Source organism: Betaproteobacteria bacterium (assembly GCA_016194905.1).
GTDB lineage: Bacteria > Pseudomonadota > Gammaproteobacteria > Burkholderiales > JACQAP01 > JACQAP01.
The window spans coordinates 262,647-280,320 of sequence record JACQAP010000021.1 but is presented as its reverse complement, the minus strand read 5'-3'; the positions used below and the strand labels follow the sequence as shown (position 1 = coordinate 280,320).

Annotated in this window: 18 protein-coding genes; all 18 read right to left on the bottom strand. The window is 61.3% G+C overall.

Annotated elements, in window-relative coordinates:
* Positions 1-6: 6 nt before the first annotated feature.
* Entirely contained in the window at positions 7-273 is a 267-nt protein-coding gene (locus HY067_15445; GenBank protein MBI3529349.1) for a hypothetical protein, read from the bottom strand.
* 2 nt (positions 274-275) lie between these two features.
* Positions 276-2,231 carry an ATP-binding protein gene (locus tag HY067_15440; protein ID MBI3529348.1) on the bottom strand — a complete coding sequence of 652 codons (1,956 nt, stop codon included), beginning with the start codon at positions 2,229-2,231 and terminating at the stop codon, positions 276-278.
* On the bottom strand, positions 2,228-3,568 hold the full coding sequence (locus tag HY067_15435) for a DUF4255 domain-containing protein (GenBank protein MBI3529347.1): 1,341 nt from the start codon (positions 3,566-3,568) through the stop codon (positions 2,228-2,230). Before HY067_15435 ends, HY067_15440 begins: the two co-directional genes overlap by 4 nt.
* Positions 3,565-4,272, bottom strand: coding sequence for a hypothetical protein (locus HY067_15430; protein ID MBI3529346.1), 708 nt, complete (start codon positions 4,270-4,272; stop codon positions 3,565-3,567). Before HY067_15430 ends, HY067_15435 begins: the two co-directional genes overlap by 4 nt.
* Positions 4,269-4,973, bottom strand: a complete 705-nt coding sequence (locus HY067_15425) for a hypothetical protein (protein ID MBI3529345.1) — start codon at positions 4,971-4,973, stop codon at positions 4,269-4,271. The genes HY067_15430 and HY067_15425 overlap by 4 nt, the downstream gene beginning before the upstream one ends.
* Before the next feature lie 41 nt (positions 4,974-5,014).
* Positions 5,015-5,539 carry a phage tail protein gene (locus tag HY067_15420; GenBank protein ID MBI3529344.1) on the bottom strand — a complete coding sequence of 175 codons (525 nt, stop codon included), beginning with the start codon at positions 5,537-5,539 and terminating at the stop codon, positions 5,015-5,017.
* 37 nt (positions 5,540-5,576) lie between these two features.
* A complete protein-coding gene (locus HY067_15415) occupies positions 5,577-7,061 on the bottom strand; it encodes a phage tail sheath family protein (protein MBI3529343.1) in 1,485 nt (494 codons plus the stop codon).
* Between the two features lie 635 nt (positions 7,062-7,696).
* Entirely contained in the window at positions 7,697-8,665 is a 969-nt protein-coding gene (locus HY067_15410; protein ID MBI3529342.1) for a sigma 54-interacting transcriptional regulator, read from the bottom strand.
* A 642-nt stretch (positions 8,666-9,307) separates the two neighbouring features.
* Entirely contained in the window at positions 9,308-9,631 is a 324-nt protein-coding gene (locus HY067_15405; protein MBI3529341.1) for a non-heme iron oxygenase ferredoxin subunit, read from the bottom strand.
* A gap of 99 nt (positions 9,632-9,730) precedes the next feature.
* Entirely contained in the window at positions 9,731-10,309 is a 579-nt protein-coding gene (locus HY067_15400; protein MBI3529340.1) for a NifU family protein, read from the bottom strand.
* A complete protein-coding gene (locus HY067_15395) occupies positions 10,309-10,785 on the bottom strand; it encodes an SUF system NifU family Fe-S cluster assembly protein (protein ID MBI3529339.1) in 477 nt (158 codons plus the stop codon). Before HY067_15395 ends, HY067_15400 begins: the two co-directional genes overlap by 1 nt.
* 22 nt (positions 10,786-10,807) lie before the next feature.
* Positions 10,808-12,070: a cysteine desulfurase gene (locus HY067_15390; GenBank protein ID MBI3529338.1), complete on the bottom strand. Its 1,263-nt coding sequence runs from the start codon at positions 12,068-12,070 to the stop codon at positions 10,808-10,810.
* The gene (sufD, locus tag HY067_15385; GenBank protein MBI3529337.1) at positions 12,067-13,377 is read right to left on the bottom strand and encodes a Fe-S cluster assembly protein SufD; all 1,311 of its coding nucleotides are present in this window, start codon (positions 13,375-13,377) and stop codon (positions 12,067-12,069) included. Before sufD ends, HY067_15390 begins: the two co-directional genes overlap by 4 nt.
* Positions 13,368-14,165 carry a Fe-S cluster assembly ATPase SufC gene (gene sufC, locus HY067_15380; protein MBI3529336.1) on the bottom strand — a complete coding sequence of 266 codons (798 nt, stop codon included), beginning with the start codon at positions 14,163-14,165 and terminating at the stop codon, positions 13,368-13,370. The genes sufD and sufC overlap by 10 nt, the downstream gene beginning before the upstream one ends.
* Entirely contained in the window at positions 14,162-15,598 is a 1,437-nt protein-coding gene (gene sufB, locus HY067_15375; protein ID MBI3529335.1) for a Fe-S cluster assembly protein SufB, read from the bottom strand. Before sufB ends, sufC begins: the two co-directional genes overlap by 4 nt.
* A gap of 19 nt (positions 15,599-15,617) precedes the next feature.
* Complete coding sequence (locus tag HY067_15370; GenBank protein ID MBI3529334.1) at positions 15,618-15,947, bottom strand: iron-sulfur cluster assembly accessory protein; 330 nt, start codon at positions 15,945-15,947, stop codon at positions 15,618-15,620.
* 42 nt (positions 15,948-15,989) lie between these two features.
* A complete protein-coding gene (locus HY067_15365; protein MBI3529333.1) occupies positions 15,990-17,132 on the bottom strand; it encodes a cysteine desulfurase in 1,143 nt (380 codons plus the stop codon).
* A gap of 11 nt (positions 17,133-17,143) precedes the next feature.
* Positions 17,144-17,629, bottom strand: coding sequence for a Fe-S cluster assembly transcriptional regulator IscR (iscR, locus tag HY067_15360; GenBank protein MBI3529332.1), 486 nt, complete (start codon positions 17,627-17,629; stop codon positions 17,144-17,146).
* Positions 17,630-17,674: the final 45 nt, after the last annotated feature.

Genomic DNA, 17,674 nt, shown 5'->3' with positions numbered 1-17,674 from the left:
TTCTCCTCACTGCTTGGCGCGCGCGCTCGTTGCGGCCCACGCCGGCGGCAGGTTTGCGGCCAGACTCAGTGACAGTCCTGCCGCAAGTGCTTGCAAGGGCAGCGGGCTATCCATGCCCAGCTGACGGCCGAGTGCCACGGCCACAGCGAACTCCAGCGCGGCAGGGTCCGCTGCTGCTGCGGGATCTATTTGAACGCGGCGCACCTGCACATATACAACGCCGGCCGCCCGTGCGCCGTCGCTAGCCCGGCTTGATGTGATCTCGCGGTCCATGTTCAAGTCTCCAACCGCAGTTCACCTAGCGGCCGGTCGAGCTTGGCGAATTCAGCGCGAACGGCGGCCTGGATCGCCGCTACGTCGATCTTGCCGGCGCCCGCGGCCGCGATGAACGCGGCGTTCAGCGCAACATTGCGAATGCTGCCACCCGAGAGTGCAAGGGTCGCGAGTTGCCGGGATTGCAGCTGCCGGGCCGGCGCCTGCGCCGGAAATACCTTGCACCAGATTTCGGCCCTGGCGGCCAGGTCGGGAAACGGGAACTGCACGACGAAGCGAATGCGCCGCAGGAAGGCTCGGTCGAGAGCGCTTTTCAGGTTGGTCGTCAGGATCGCAAGACCACGATAACTCTCGATGCGCTGCAGGAGATACGCCACCTCGATGTTGGCGTAGCGGTCGTGGCTGTCCTTGACCTCGCTGCGCTTGCCGAAGAGCGCGTCGGCTTCGTCGAATAGCAGCACTGCGCCGCTCCGTTCGGCGGCGTCGAACAACTTCGAGAGGTTTTTCTCAGTCTCCCCGATGTATTTGCTGACCACTCTCGCGAGGTCAATGCGGTACAAATCCAGCCGCGCCTCGTTGGCGATCGCTTCGGCGGCGAGCGTCTTGCCGGTGCCGCTTTCGCCGGCGAACAGCGCGGCGATGCCCAGGCCCCGGCCGTGGCGTTCGCCGAAACCCCAGTCGTCGTAGACGCGCTGGCGATGCCGCAATTGGCTCGCGATCTCGCGCAGCTGCGCGGCGACGAATGGCGGCACGACCAGGTCGTCGAAGCTCGCGCGGCTTTCGATGCGCTGCGCCAGAGCGTCGAGACCGCCGCGGGCCGATTCCCGCAACGCGTCCCACAACTCGGACTCCACCGCTGCTTCGTCGTTAACGTCAGCCAGCGATGCAAGCGCCTGGTCAAGCAACGCTTGATCGACGCGGAACTGCTGCAATGCGCGCTCCGCCGCTCGCTGAATCGCCGGAGACAGCGAGCCTTGCGACACGGCCTTTACCAGCGGCACGCTGAAGCGCAACACCTGTCGTCCCGGCAGTTCGGCCAATTGCAGCGGACTGAAGAGACCCAGAACGACGAGCGGGCTTCGCAGCGCTGCAACGAGCCGCAAGGTTCTGGCACCATCGCCAGCCTCGGCGTCCATGACGAGCGCAACGCCTGCCGAGGCGAGCGCGGCTTCGCGGTCGATACGACGAGCGATATCGACGATTTCGCGCGCATCACCGGCGATAGCGGGTACGTCTATCCACAGTGTCCGTAAGCTCATTCGCTGGAAAGCGTGATGGGTCAGCAGGCGGCCGGCGCGGCGACGCGCGGCGTCCTGCGTCGCATCGGAAAGCATCACCAGCGGTTCGCGCAACGCACCCATTGCATCGGCGATGCGAGCCGCGACGTCTATCGCAGACGCGTCGGGCAAAGCATCTTCGAATTTCGCCGTGCCCATCAACCGCTCGTCGAATGCCGCCACACCGGTCAGATAGTGCAGCACGCGTTCGTCGATGCGCAGCAGGCTTTGTGTAAACCCGGGGCGGGTGTCCACCTCCAGCAGGAGCCAATGTCGCAACGGGCCCAATGGCGACAGCGCGTCCCAGTGCGGCTGGGGCAAAAGGGCCAGTGCGAGTGCGAAACTCAGACGCACCGGTTGACCCGGCGCCGCGCCTTGCGCCTGCGCGACGGTATCGCGCAACGCGGCGTCGATCTCGGTACCGGCCGCGAGGACGAGGAGCTCGCGTTCAAACATCGACAGGCCGAACAGCGCGCCAAGCTGCAGCGCAGCCGGCTCGAAATCGGCGGCGGCGTCTGCCTGCGCGATCGACTCGGACAACATCGCCGCGTTCGTGTTTTCAACGCGCCGCTCAATGCGTTCGCGCCAAAACGCCAGGCGCTGCGACAACCACCGCTGGTTGCGCTCGGGCCAGGCCAGCGAGGCCGCTTCCTGTAGCAAGGAGTCGGCTCGGCGATTCATGCCGGCACCGCGACCTGTTGCGTCGGGTCAAACACCGGCGCAGGGACGCTTCGAAGCACCAGAGGGCTATCGACGCCGTCCACGCGCAGACGCAACCAACGGTTGCCGGCGGATACAGTGTTCGGAAAATTAAACACGAGCGGGTCACTCGGCGCTGCACGGGCTACCGCCTCGGCCGTGGTGCCATCGAGCGCGAGGCTGGCCCTCTGTCCCAATCTCACTTGGGGACGCGAGTGTAGCGTGACCATTACCTGCGGCGGCACACCGCCGCGCACCGCGGAGGCGGCGGGCAATCCCAGGCCGGCGTCGGCTGCGATAACCGGGTCGGGCGCGATCGGCAGCGCGATGCCGTTGGTCTCGCGCGGATTCAGTTCGCCCGGGGGAATCACGCGCAGGCTCAACTGCCATAGTCCGGGCACGAAGTTGGTCTGCGCCGCCGCATCGTTGGGCAGCGCCAGCGAGAAGCCGGTGCCGGCCGCGTTCGGCACCACCGGAATCTCGATCGGCGTCGTGACCAAGCGGTGCGTCAATAGCGCGGTGGGGCCGCCGCCGGCCAGCCGGATGCCGGTGACCGCGACCGACTCGCCCAGCCGCGCGACGACCTGCTTGGCCGGCGGCTCGACGCCGAACAACGTGGGCACCGGCGGCAACAGGTCTGGACTGACGACGACGCCGCGGTCGCGCAAGGTCACCGGGTCGACGAGACCGCGCGACAGCACCGGCAGCGGGTTGCGCCCCGGGCGTTGCGCATCGATCAGCACCACCGACACCTGGTAGGCCGCCGACGGCCGATAGTGCGATTGGATGGCCGACCAAAGTTTCGACATTTCTTCTATGGACATCACCATCGGCGTAATGCGGATCGACTCCACCTGATCCGCCAGGTCAGACGCGGCGAGCGCCTGGAAGGCGGGCGGCAGCATCGACACATCGAGCGGGCTCGGATCCAGCGCGAGGCGGATGGCCGCCCGGTCCAGCATGGGCCGCTCGTGCAGCAAGTGCATCGCGTAGCCGAGCAGGATCTCGGCCTGGAAGTCGCTCTTGCCGTAGGCGGTGACGAGGTAGTGCAGGTCCAGCGCCAGCGGCGGGTTGGTGAGGCGATCACCGCGCGACGAGCGCGACGGCAGGTCGTCGTTGCGCAGCGCCGCGTTGGGCGTGGCCTGGTACAGAAAGATGTTGAGCTGCGGTGGATCCTCGATCGCATCGAGCTTGACAATGTCGGGCGCGGTCGCAGTAACGGTCACCGTGGTGCCCAGCGCCACCTGCTCGACGATACCGTTGTCGAGCAAATTGCGCAGGACGGCGCTGACGGCGCCTATCGCCAGCGGGGAACTCACGCTGTGCCTCCGCGTCGCATGGGCCCGCTGCCACGCAGGTAGTCGGCGAGCGACACGCTGGGCGCGGCGCTCGCCCGCTTGGCCGGTGCCGCGTGCGACGGCACGGCAGGTGCGCGCACATCGATGCGATCAATCGTGACGTGGATCACTGGGCGCGGCACCGCGGCGGGGTGCGCGCGCGCGGCCACGGCGCCATGCGACAGCGGGCTCACGATGTGTGGCGCGACGACGGGGGGCTCGCTGTCTGGCCTCGCTTGCGCGGGCGCGGCGGCAATGGCCTTCGCATGCATCGCGGCGTGTTCATCGTGCGCGACGGCGTCGTGGCGCCAAGTGGGGACTGCTGCGTCAGCGTTCGCCGCTCGCAGCGTCGGGCGCATGAGTGATGTCGATTCGCGTGGCGGCACGTGCGGCGTATCGAGGGGCGCGCTCGCCACCGGCTGCGCGCCGTCGACCGCCTCGGGACCGACCGGCGCGCGCTGTGCTGTTCGTGCGATGAAGCGCTCGGGCGCCGCTGTGTACATTTCGGGCGAGGGAGTCTGTGCGCTCGACGGCGCTGGCGCATCATCGAACGTCACAAGGACATCACTCGGCGTCGAGGCCGAACGCAGCGGCGCGTCGCCCGCGAAGCGCGACGGCAACACGGCGACCGCACGCGCGCGGTCGCCCTCGCGTGGCGGAGCCAGGCGTCGCAGGAAGTCCATCATGCAGTGACCAACTGGAGGTAGGCCGCGCGTCGCGCCGGGCTCAAGCACAGCACCTCCGGTTCGGTCCAGCCGTAGGCGCGGGCCAGCACATCGACGTCGAGCAACACGCGCTCGGCTGCTGCCTGCAGCTTTTGAAACACCAGTTGACCGACGTCGAAACGCGCGTCCCAATGCTCCGCGCACTGCGGGCATTCAAGTTCGAACGAAACGCTGGCCGCGGGGTCGAGCAATTCCATGCGCTGGGACAGCGCATCGAGCACTGTCGCAGGTAAATCGCGTAGCGGCACGCTCGCGCCGTCGCGCGTGCAGGCGAGCACGCAACGCGCCAGCAGTTCACTCGCGAACTCATCGTCGTTTGGCGCGCTGGACGCGGCGGCGATGTCGGCACTGCCGGGCAGGCGGAACTCGATCGAGTGGCCTTGTGTGTCGAGGCGATGCGGCGGCGACGCGGCGTGAGTCGCCGGCGTTTGTGCCGCCAGCGCCTCGCAGTCAACGCTGAACTGCGCCGCGTTGCCGCATGTCGGGCAGTGGCTCAACAGCGCAAGCTCGCTGCCGAACAGGTGCGCATGCAAGGCCAGCAGCCGCGCGTTGCGCTCGCCGAGCGTGCGGGGTGCGGCGGCCGCATCGGGCAGAGCCCCCAGCAGCGCGTCTTCGCGCGCCGACGCGCCCTGCCCCAGCGCTCGTTCCCACAACGCGAGCAGCGCATCGGCTTCGAGTCGGCAGGCCATGCACGTTTCCCGCATCAGGCCGGTTCGGTAAATCTCGGCTCGCTCGGCTCAACCACGTCGTAGTCGCGCTCCCAACCCTCGTTTTCGAGCTTGATGCTCTGAATGGCAACCGCATTGGCGTTGGCGTCGAGATCAGGTAGTGACTGGAACTCCGAGACCCAGGCGCGGAACACCTTGTAGGTCAGTGCCAATTGACCGGCCTCGTTGTAGACCTCGATGAGTACATCCTTGCGGAAGTCCTTCAGCGACACCTCGGCACCCAGGCCGGAACCGAAATTCCAGACTTTGTTGGCCCACTTCTCGAACTCGGTGTCGTGCGTCACGCCGCGCTCGAGGGTGATCGCCTCGTACTTGCTGCGCCCCGGCGACTTGCGCGAGGTGGAAGGATCCCCACCTTCTCGGTGCTCAACCACCTCGGTGGAGCGCTTCAGCGCCGACACCTTGCTGATGCCGGCCACGTAGCGCCCGTCCCACTTGACACGAAATTTGAAGTTCTTGTACGGATCGAAGCGCTGGGCGTTGACGGAAAACTGTGCCATTCGTTTTCTCCTTGAGGACGTGCAAAGCGACCGTCAATTAGGTCGGGATGTCACCCGCGATCTGCTGGATCTTGATCACCACGAACTCGGCGGGCTTCAGCGGCGCGAAGCCGACCAGGATGTTCACGATGCCGAGGTTGATGTCGGCCTGCGTGGTGGTTGTGCTGTCGCAGCGGACGAAGTAGGCCTCGCGCGGCGACTTGCCCTGAAACGCGCCCTGGCGGAACAGAGTCTGCATGAAGGCTCCGACGTTCAGGCGGATCTGCGCCCACAATGGCTCGTCGTTGGGCTCGAAGACGACCCACTGCGTGCCGCGGTACAAGCTCTCTTCCAGGAACAACGCCGTGCGCCGCACCGGCACGTACTTCCATTCTGAGCCGCGGTCGCTGTCGCCGTGCAAGGTGCGCGAGCCCCAGGCCACCGTGCCATAGACCGGCAGGGAGCGCAGGCAGTTGACCGCGTGCGGATTGAGCTGGCCGTTCTCCGCGTCACTCATCGTGATCGCGAGCCCGGTGGCGCCGGTGAGGCTGGCGTCACTCCCGGCCGGTGCCTTCCAGACACCGCGCGATCCGTCCGTGCGGGCAAAGATGCCGGCCATGAACCCGCAGGGCGGGAAGTTGCGCAAGGCTCCCTGTTGCAGTGGATCGGGTGAGCGCACCCACGGGAAGAACAGGGCCGAGTTCAGCGCGTCGGCGCCAGTCTTGTTCGCCAGCGTGGCGACCACGCCGGCCACGGTGTCGTTCTCGGCACTGTCGACGATAAGAAAGGCGCGACGGTCGTGGCAGTGCTGCTGAAGGGTCGAGATCGTCGCGGCTTCGGTGAGGCCGGGCACGCAGACGATGTTGAAAATGTCGATGCGGTCGGTGATGGTTCCGAGGCCGAAGCGCGCGAGCACGGCGGCGCGGAAGCTGGCGGCGGCGGGCCCGATCACCGTTCCATCATCACCGGGCGTAGTCGCATCTAGATCAACCGTCGCTTCGGCTGGCGTGTTGGCCGTCGCCGCAGTGACAATCATGTAGGCTGATCGTTCGTTCACCATGGCTTCGACGAAGCGCGCGTCGCTGTCGCTCATCGACAGGTTTTCAAATGTCTCGACTACGGCTCCGTTGCTTGGTATGTGAAGCACATCGAGCCGGAACCGCGTAGCATCGTCGGGGCGGCGCACCAGGCGTACCCGATAGTCTACCGCCCAGGCGCCAGGTGAACTGGCCGTGATATTGAGATCGCCAATTGAACAAGTTGCGCTCGCCGCATCGTTTTCCGCGATGCGTAGTACATAGGAGTCGGAGCCGCCATTGTCATAGAACTGCTTAACCGCATAGCCGAGTAGCGTGCGCGTGTCGAGCCCGCCGTATTCGCGCTCATAGTCGGCAAAGCTCGTCAGTCGCACTGCGCGGTTAGTCGCACCACGAGCAGCCCAGCCGAGGAATAGCGCAATCGACGTGGACACACCACTAATTGTGCGCACACCGCTGGGCACCTCTTCGATGTAGACGCCTGGGTAGGAAAGAGCTACTGGCATGGATTGCACCTCGTTGTATGATTTAAATTCGCTTGCATACTAATTAACTAAATTCGGGCACGCGGTATCCGACTCTTCAGCGCCCGCGCCGCGGGGACACATCGATAAAGTTCCGGCCACGGCTGTATAAAGGATCAACCCCTCTTGCTCTGTCGACTTCCACCATTCCGGCCTCGACCAATTCGCTTAGCACTTCCGATATGAGATGCGGTGGCGTTCTCTCGAAATCTCTGCGTGTTAGCCAGGACGAAATTATTCCGTGCTCTGTGTCGCGAGCCGATGGATACCTCTGGAAGTGTCGAACGATCACGTCCCTCAATCTGACTTTCAATGAATTGGAGACGTCCGCCACAAAGTGGTCTCTTGCATCCACGCATACGCCTGTCGAGTATGCAAGCCGCATGCCGATCCACTTGGACACAGTACGTATTTGTTTTGTAAAGATAAGACTCTATGTAAGCCAGCGCGCCGTCGGGTGGACCACGACCCAACAAACGCGGCGAAATTCCGTAAGCGCTGAAGTCTGTTGAGATTTGCAGGCGCGGGCAGAAATGACCCGCGCCGGGCCAACATTCACCCGCGCGCGCCTATGCAGGCCCGACGAGATATCGCGAGCTGCTAGATTTGCGAAGGAATCAGGCCTGCAGAGTCTGCTTGGATATGCCGTACTTCTTCAGCAGTCGCCCGAGTTGACGACGCTCAGTACCGCTGATACGTGCTGCAGCGCTTACGTTACCCTGCGCCCGGCTGAGCAGGTTGGAAAGGAATTGCGACTCGAACTCGGCGATCGCCCGGCTCTTCGCTTGGCGATAATTGAGCCCCGAACGAACCTGCGACGCATTGCGAAGGTTGTCTGGCGCCGCAATCGATATTTGCGGGCCTTCTACAAGTAGGAAGGAGCGATGAACAAGGTTCTCCAACTCGCGGATATTCCCTGGCCAGGCGTAGCGCTCGAACCAGTCGAGCGTCGCGCGATCTACAGGAAGCCGCGGCTTCCCATAGCGTCCAGCCGCGCTTCCAACAAAATGCTCTGCCAGCAACTTGGGATCTCCGCATCGCTCGCGCAATGGCGGCAGTACAATATGCAGCAGCTTCAGGCGATAGAATAAATCAAGACGAAACTCGCCCGCAGTTACCTCTCTTTCGAGGTCGCGATTGCTGGCCGCGACGACCCGCACATCGGCCTGCTCCTCGCGCGTTGCGCCGAGCGGGCGAAATTGACGGTCCTGAAGAAAGCGCAGCAGCGTAACTTGCCCTTTTTTCGATAGTGCGTCGACTTCGTCCAGAAAAAGCGTGCCGCCACGCGCCAGTGCAACGAGGCCCGGCTGGTCGGTGCGAGCGTCTGTGTACGCGCCGCGCCGATGGCCGAACAACTCGTTCTCGATCAGAGTATCCGGAAGCGCTGCGCAGTTAACCGGAATAAAGGGAAATCCGCGCCGTTGGCTCAAGTAGTGGATCGCGCGGGCCGCCACCTCTTTTCCGGTTCCCGTTTCGCCTTCGATGAGGGCTGTCGCGTCGCAGGTCGCATACTTTCCGATCAAAGCTACCGCGCCGAGAAACGCGGGCGATTGCCCGATGAGATTGAGCTTGCTGAAGTCTTCCATCTCTCCCCCACTTCCGACGATTATGGGTTTCACGAGAACGGCAACTGCGAGTTGGAGACAGTCGTGAGCCGCTCCGTTATGACGCAGTGCTTTGACTCATCTTTGCTCCATTTATCGTACAAATTGATTACAAGAGCAAATCTCACACTTTGATAACTTTAGCCGGCTTAAGATTTCCCCCGTAACGCCTTGTCATTTCTTAAGACTTTCTGGACGAAGTGCCGGCCCAATCTCCTAGCCCGAAAAACCGAGGAAAAAAGATCTTGCAGATCGAATGTTTTGAGGCGTTCAAATCGGTTTTGGTGCGACCAGGAGTTCGTAACAAGTCCTGATGAGAAGTACCAATAGCGCAGGAAATAATGCAGGACCTGTAGGACAGAGGCTGACAACAAAAGTGTCGTTGGGCATTCCAACGTCTGCCTGCGGAATCGGAATCCGTGCTCAGGTGTCTTCGCTGAGCGCAGCGATGCGGCTTAAATATGTCAACCGCTGCACAAAATCACTGAGGCAGTCTTCGCTGGGACAAGGCCAATAGTCTGTCGAACTTGCTGGCAAGCGGCAAGCAATCGCGTTCGATGAGTCAGAAAAGGCTTTGGTTACCGCCTTACGCAACCGGCGCGACTTGTGTAGCGACTCGACTTCTCAGTCCCAGCGATTGTCGCGGACGTAGACTTTCCCATCTTCGACCTTCACCGGAAACGTGGCAGTGGGTTCGTACGCGGGAGGAGAAAGCGCTTCGCCTGTTCTGACACAGAAGCGCGCACCGTGTCGCGGACACACGATCTCGTCGCCTTCGATCGGCGTACCGCTGGTCAGCACCGTGCCGTCGTGGGTGCAGACGTCCTCGATCGCGTAAAACTCGCCGTTGACGTTAAACACCGCCGCCAGCGTGCCATCGAGATCGACGGTCTCATAGTGGCCGGGCTGGAGGCTTGCGGCCTCGGCGACAAAAATCCAGTCAGACATGGAAGACCGTGATTGGTGATTGGTGAGTAGTGATTGGATCGGACGCGGCCAAGCCGCTGCTTTTACCAGTCACCAGTTACCGATCACCAGTTACCGCCGTTATACGGAAACTACTTCCATCTCGGGATCGATGCGCTTGACCAGTCCTTCGATGCCGGCCAGCGTGCCGGAAATCGAGCTCGGGCAAGTGCCGCAAGCGCCCTGGTAGTGGACTTTCAGCGTGCTGCCTTCCAAACCGACAACGTAGAGATCACCGCCGTCGCCTTGCAGGAAGGGCCGCACTTCCTCGTCCAGCAACTCGTTGATCTGATCGAGCTTGAGTTTGTCGCTTTCGGACAGCGTCGCGCCACCGCCTTCATCCTTCGCCAGCCAGGCAGCAGCTTTGGCGAATTCCTCCGAGGCCTTCTCCGCAGCCGGGGCTTCGCGAATCGGTGTCGCCACATCGCGCAGCAGGTTCTGCCAGTCGGCTTCGCCGTCCTGGGTCACCGTGATCCAGTTGTCGATGTAAAACACGTTCGTCACATGCGGAATGGCAAACAGCTTCGCGGCAAGCTCATCGCGCTGCGCCTGCTCCGCGTTCTCGAACGAACGCGCGAGACCGTTGGTCAGCGGCTCCTTGAGGACGAATTTGCGCGCATTCGGATTCGGCGTGTACTCGAGGTCGGCGATCTTGGGCATCAGCGTTCGGTAGCGACCGGATCCCGGTCGCCTTCGGTGGATATGGTTGCTTCGGAATTGAGTGCGGCGTGCAGCGTGTGCCAAGGCAGGATCGCGCATTTCACACGCGACGGCAGATCGCGAACCCCGGCGAATACGCTGAGGCGTCCGAGATGGTTCGGCTGGGTGCCTGTGTCAAGCTGCCCGGTCGCCATGTCGCGGAACTCCCGGATCAGTTGCTCAGCCTCTTCCACGCTTTTGCCTTTGACGTTCGTGGTCATCATCGACGACGACGCTTTGCAGATCGCACAGCTCTCGCCTTCGAACGCGATGCTCCCGACCTTGTCGCCATCCATCTTCAGCGACAGCCAGATATGGTCGCCGCACAGGGGATTTAGGCCTTCAGCCTGATGGCTCGCATCGGCGAGTTTGCCCCAGTTGCGCGGCTTCTTGTTGTGATCGAGGATCACTTCCTGATAGAGATGCTTGGAATCCATGGCCGGTTCGATCGGATGTGGATCAGCCGAATATTTTCTGCACCTTGTGGATGCTCGCCACCAGTGCATCCACTTCCGACAAGGTGTTGTAAAGATAGAAGGATGCACGCGCGGTTGCCGGGATACCGAAGCGTTGCATGACCGGCTGCGCGCAATGATGTCCGGTGCGGACCGCGACGCCTTCCTCATTGAGGATGGTGCCGACGTCATGCGGATGCACGCCTTTCACGGTGAATGACAGGACGCCCGCTTTGTCCTGGGCCGTACCGACGATACGCACATCCTTCAGTTTCCTGAATGCGTCCGTCGCGTAGGTGATCAGATCATGCTCATGCGCCGCGATCCGATCCATGCCCACGCTTTCCAGGTAGTCGATCGTCGCGCCCAAGCCGATCCCGGCGGCGATCGGTGGCGTTCCGGCCTCGAACTTGTGCGGGATCACGTTATAGGTCGTCTTTTCGAAAGTGACCGACAGGATCATGTCGCCACCACCTTCGAACGGCCTCATTTTCTCGAGCAGGCCTGCTTTCCCGTAAAGGACGCCGATACCGGTCGGCCCGCACATCTTGTGAGCGGAAAAAGCATAAAAGTCGCAATCGAGATCCTGCACATCCACCTTCATATGCGGAACTCCCTGGGCGCCATCGACCAAAACAGGCACGCCGTGCTGATGCGCGGTTGCGATCATCTCCTTGACCGGATTGATCGTGCCTAGGGCATTGGACACGTGAGCAATGGCAACGAGCTTGGTATGGCTGTTGAAGAGCTTCCGATAGTCGTCGAGCAACAGTTCGCCTGCGTCGTTGCAAAGAATCACCCGCAGTTTCGCGCCCTTCTCCTCGCACAGCATCTGCCACGGCACGATATTGGAATGGTGTTCGAGCTGGGAAACGATGATTTCGTCGCCCGCCCCGATGAACGCCCGCCCGTATCCGTGCATCACCAGATTCAGCGAGTCGGTGGTACCGCGCGTATAGATGACTTCGCGGGCTTCCTTGGCATTGATGAAGCGCTGGATCTTGCCGCGCGCCCCCTCGTAGGCCGCTGTCGCGGTTTCCGACAGATAGTGCACGCCGCGATGGATGTTGGCATGTTCCGCAGTCTGGTAGCGCACCAGGCGGTCTATCACCTGCTGGGGCATCTGGCTGCTGGCCGCGTTGTCCAGGTACACCAGCGGCTTGCCGTTCACCTTGAGATTCAGTATCGGAAAATCGGCACGTATGCGCTCGACATCGAGTGCACCGGTCGGCTGGACTGCCTGAAGAACGGAACTGCTGGAGGTCATGCTGGCTCTCTCGTCTGCGTCTGTTCAAGGACGGTCTTTTCCAACTGGTCTACCAGGGACTTCACCGGGATGCGTTCGATGACCTGCGCGGCAAACGCATAAGTCAGCAGGTTGCGGGCCGCCGTATCGGACAGGCCGCGGCTCTTGAGATAGAACAACTCATCGGCTTCTATCTGGCCGACTGTGGCGCCATGCGCACATTTGACGTCGTCGGCGAAGATCTCCAACTGCGGCTTGGTATCGACGTGCGCCTTGTCGGAAACCAGCAGGTTGCGCGATTGCTGCCCGGAGTCCGTCTGCTGCGCGCCTTCGCGCACCAGAATCTTGCCGTTGAACACGGCATGCGCACCGCCACCGACCACAGTCTTGTGCAATTGCCGGCTGCGCCCGTGCGCATGCGCATGGTCGATGCTGCTGTGCATGTCCGCCAGTTGCCGTCCACTGATCAACGCGAGTCCGTCAATCGAAAATTCCGTTCCTTCGCCTGCCTGCGTGATAGACAGATTGTGCCGGGAAATACGCGCACCAAGCGCAACTGTCCAGGTGGCATAGTGCCCACTGTGCGCCACCCTGACCGAAGTGTTGGCGATGTGGAACGCCGTTGGCGTCTCGCGCTGCAGCTTGACGTGGGAAACCCGGGCATTCTCAGCTACGTAAAACTCGCTCACCGCATCAGTCAGGTAAGCCCCATCGGCCACGCCGACGAAATCCTCCACGACAGTGCACTGCGCGCCGGTTTCGGCGACAACGAGCACGCGAGGATAGGCCGCACTGTCCTTGCGAATGGCGACAAATAGCAAGTGGATCGGCGCGTCCACGACACGGTCCCGCGCAACATGAATCAGGGCGCCATCGTGCAGGAAAGCGGTATTGACGGCGGCAAAAGCATCGCCCTCGATCGCGGCCAACTTCGCCAGATGCGTTTCCGCCACGGCTTCGGCAGACCTGGAGACATCGGCAAGATTGGCAACGGTTACGCCGTCAGCCGAATTTACCTGTGACAGTTCAGCCGAATAGCGCCCATCCACGAAGACCAGCCGCGATTCAGCTTCGGGAATCGAGAAGAGTTCGATTTGCGTCTTCGCGATACTCCCCGCGATCGCAGCGGGTCGGAAGGAAATTCGGTAGAGCGGCGACAGGTCGGTAAAGCGCCACTCCTCATCGCGAATGGTCGGAACGGTCAATTCGTTGGCGCGCTCGACCGCGCGCATGCGCAACGTCCGCAACCAGGCACTTCCCGCGTCTGCAACCGCTGCGCGGCCGTGCAGCAGGTTGTCCAGATAATCGTTGCGATTCTCTACACGCATTGCGCCGCAGCCTTGCCTTTGAACTCGGCGGCCACCCAGTCGTAGCCGCGGGTTTCCAGTTCCAGCGCCAGGGACTTGTCGCCGGTTTTGATGATGCGGCCACCTTCCATGACGTGGACGTAATCGGGTGCGATGTAATTGAGCAGCCGCTGGTAGTGGGTTACCAGCACGAGGCCGATATCCGGCGTATGCAACTTGTTCATCCCGTTCGCCACGACGCGTAGCGCGTCGATGTCCAGTCCGGAATCGGTTTCGTCGAGAATGGCGAGCTTTGGTGTCAGCAGCGCCATTTGCAGGATCTCGTTGCGCTTCTTCTCGCCGCCGGAAAAACCGGCATTGACACTACGGTCGAGGAAGGCAGCGTCCATTTCAAGCAACTTCATCTTCCCGCGGACGAGATCGTCGAACTCCAGCGGATCGAGTTCTTCTGCTCCACGGGCGCCCTGAACGGTGTTGTACGCCAGCCGCAGAAACGAACTATTGGTCACACCCGGCACTTCGACCGGATACTGGAAACCGAGAAACACACCCGCGCGGGCGCGATCTTCCGGCGTGAGTTCGAGCAGGTTCCTTCCTTCGAACAGCACCTCGCCCCCGGTGACGTGATAAGACGGATGGCCGGACAACACCTTGGCGAATGTGCTTTTTCCCGAGCCGTTCGGCCCCATGATCGCGTGCACTTCACCCGCGCGCACCGTGAAATTGATACCCTTGAGGATGGTCCGCTCTTCGATCTTCGCAGTGAGATCGCGAACCTCCAGCAGGACCGGGGCGTTTTTCCTGATCATCCGACGCTTCCTTCCAGTTTGAGACCGAGCAGCTTGGTCGCCTCGACCGCGAATTCCATCGGCAACTGCACGAACACGTCCTGCACGAAGCCGTTGATGATCATCGAGACCGCATCCTCGGCGCCAATGCCACGGCTGGCGAAATAAAACAACTGATCCTCCCCGATCTTCGACGTCGATGCTTCATGCTCGACCTTCGCGGTATTGTTGTTGACCTGAATGTAGGGAAAAGTATTCGCGCCGCACTTGTCGCCGATCAGCATGGAATCGCATTGCGAGAAGTTGCGGGCACCTTCCGCTTTCGCGCCGATCTTCACCAGGCCGCGGTAGCTGTTGTTCGAGACACCGGCGGAGATGCCCTTGGAAATGATCTTGCTGCGCGTATTCCTGCCGATATGGATCATCTTGGTACCGGTATCCGCCTGCTGATGATGATTGGTCAGTGCGACCGAGTAGAACTCGCCGACCGAGTTGTCGCCCTGCAAAATACAGGACGGATACTTCCAGGTGATCGCTGATCCGGTTTCGACCTGGGTCCAGGAAATTTTCGAATTGACGCCTTTGCACAAACCGCGCTTTGTGACGAAATTGTAAATGCCGCCCCTGCCATTCTCGTCGCCGGCGTACCAGTTCTGCACTGTCGAGTACTTGATCTCGGCGTTATCCAGCGTCACCAGTTCCACCACTGCCGCATGCAGCTGGTTTGTATCGAACTTTGGCGCCGTACAGCCCTCCAGGTAGGACACGTGGGCCCCTTCCTCGGCGACGATCAGCGTGCGCTCGAACTGACCCGATTCCTGGGTGTTGATGCGGAAATAAGTCGACAACTCCATCGGGCAGCGCACGCCCTTGGGGATAAAACAGAACGAGCCGTCGGTAAACACTGCGGAGTTGAGGGCAGCATAGAAGTTGTCGCCGGCCGGAACTACGCTGCCAAGATACTGGCGCACCAGCTCGGGATGATCTTTCACCGCCTCCGAGAACGAGCAGAAGATGACGCCGACTTCGGCGAGTTTCTTCTTGTAAGTCGTGGCAACCGAGACGCTGTCGAAAATCACGTCTACCGCCACGCCGGCCAGTGCGTGCCGTTCGTTCATCGGCACACCCAGCTTCTCGAAGGTGCGCAACAGCTCCGGATCCACTTCGTCCATGGAGGCGAGCTTCTTTTTCGGCTTCGGGGCCGAGAAATAACTGATGTCCTGGAAGTCGATCTTCGGATACTTGACGTTCGGCCAGGCCGGTTCGGTCATCGTCAGCCAGTGCCGATAGGCCTTCAACCTGAACTCGAGCAGCCACTCGGGCTCGTCTTTCTTGGCGGAAATCAGCCGGATGACATCCTCGCCCAATCCTTTGGCAACGACGTCTGATTCGATGTCAGTGACGAACCCGTGCTTATAGGGTTGATTGACCAGATTCTGGATGACTGCGCTCACTTGCTGCTCCTGATGCGAATCAGCCTTTGGCGACGGTAAAACTTTCGCCGCAGCCGCACATCGCCGTAGCCTTCGGATTTTCGACTTTGAAGGATTCGTTCAATCCTTCTCGTGCGTAGTCGAGCACCGATCCGTCCACGAACTCCAGGCTTTTCCTGTCCACTACTACCGTGACATTGCGGGTTTCAAACGACTGGTCATTGGCGCCGACCTCCTGAGCGAAATCGAAGGTGTACGCCAGACCAGAGCAGCCGACTGTCTTGATGCCAAAACGAAGAGCGACGCCGCCTCTCTTCGCGAGTGCGCTGCGAATGTGTTTTGCCGCGCTTTCAGTTACCGTAATCGCCATCTGCGTTTGCTCCTAAGCTCCTGACTGTCATTCTCAATCGCGTCAAACGGCGATTGCCGTCAAACGCCGCAGTCTGGACACCGTCGCGCCCAGTGCCTGTAAAAAATCCTCGACTTCACTTGCAGTGTTCTGCGCCCCGAAACTGACCCGCACCGCGCCGCGCGCAAGTTCCGGCCTGACACCCATTGCCAGCAGCGTCGCGCTCGGTTCCGTACTGGTACTGGAACAGGCTGCGCCGCTCGCGACCGCGAATCCCGCTTTGTCCAGTTCGATCACCAGCGTCTCGCCGTCGATGTCCGGAAAAGCAAAGTACGTGGTGTTCGAGATGCGCTCTGCGCCAGGTCCGAAAATTTCCGCACCCAGCGCCGCTGCACCTTTTTCAGCGCGGTCTCTGAGATTGCGCGTACGTTGCGCAACGGCTTCCATGCGCTGGGCCGCCAGTTCGCAGGCAGTACCGAAGCCCACGATCGCCGGCACGTTTTCAGTGCCGGAACGCATTCCGCCCTCGTGACCGCCACCATGAATGATCGGTTTCAACTCCAGCCGCTTGTCCACGATCAGGGCACCGATGCCTTTCGGTCCGTAAATCTTGTGCGCCGAAAGGGTCATGGCGTGTACGCCGAGCGCCTCGAAATCCACTGCGATTTTGCCCAACGCCTGTACCGCATCGGTATGCATCCAGGCGCGTTTTTCCCGGACCATTGCGGCGATTTCCGAAACGGGCTGGATGACGCCGGTTTCGTTGTTCGCCAACATGACTGAAACCAGCGCAATCGGCTCGTGCAAGGCAACCTCTGCATCCGCGATATCGACCCGACCTTGGCTGTCAACCGCAAGCTTTCGCAACTTCCAGCCCTGGCGCACAAGATCCTGCGCCGGCTTGGCTACACAGGGATGCTCGATTGCACTGACGACAACCTGACCGGGTTTCAAATAGGCCGCCGCGCCGCGAATAAACAAGTTGTTCGCCTCGGTACCACCTGAAACGAATACCACTTGCACGGGCTGTACATTTACGATGCCGGCGACTTGCTCGCGTGCCTTGTTTACCGCCCGGCGCGCACGCGTGCCGAAATCGTGGCGGCTGGATGCATTGCCATACTCCTGCTTGAGGTAAGGCAGCATCGCCGCCAACACACCCTCGTCGAGCGGCGTCGTCGCGTTATGGTCGAAGTAGGCCTGCATCGCGCCGTTCCTCACGCAGCCGCCGGCTCCTTCGCCTTTGCAGCGTTCGGCCGATTGTCGTGTATTTGCATTACCGCCACGTCGCTGGATATTTTTAGTTGTTTCGCAACCAGTTCGGAGAGCTTGACCGCACGCAAATATTCAAAGATGTGCTTGTTCAAGTCCGTCCACAGGTCGTGAGTGATGCATTTCTTGTCGTCCTTACAGTTTTCCTTGCCGCCGCACTGCGTCGCATCGATCGGTTCATCCACCGCAATGATGATGTCGGCAACCGATACCTGGTCCGTTGGATTGGCCAGGTTGTAACCGCCACCGGGACCACGAACACTGGTCACCAGCGACCTGCGACGCAGTTTTCCGAACAACTGCTCAAGATACGACAGCGATATTTTCTGGCGCTCGCTGATATCCGCGAGCGTTACCGGGCCTGATGCGTTGTTCAATGCCAAATCGATCATGGCCGTCACCGCAAAGCGTCCCTTCGTCGTCAATCTCATGGTCGCCTCTGCTAAAAAATTAATAATTACAATGGAGTAGAAATC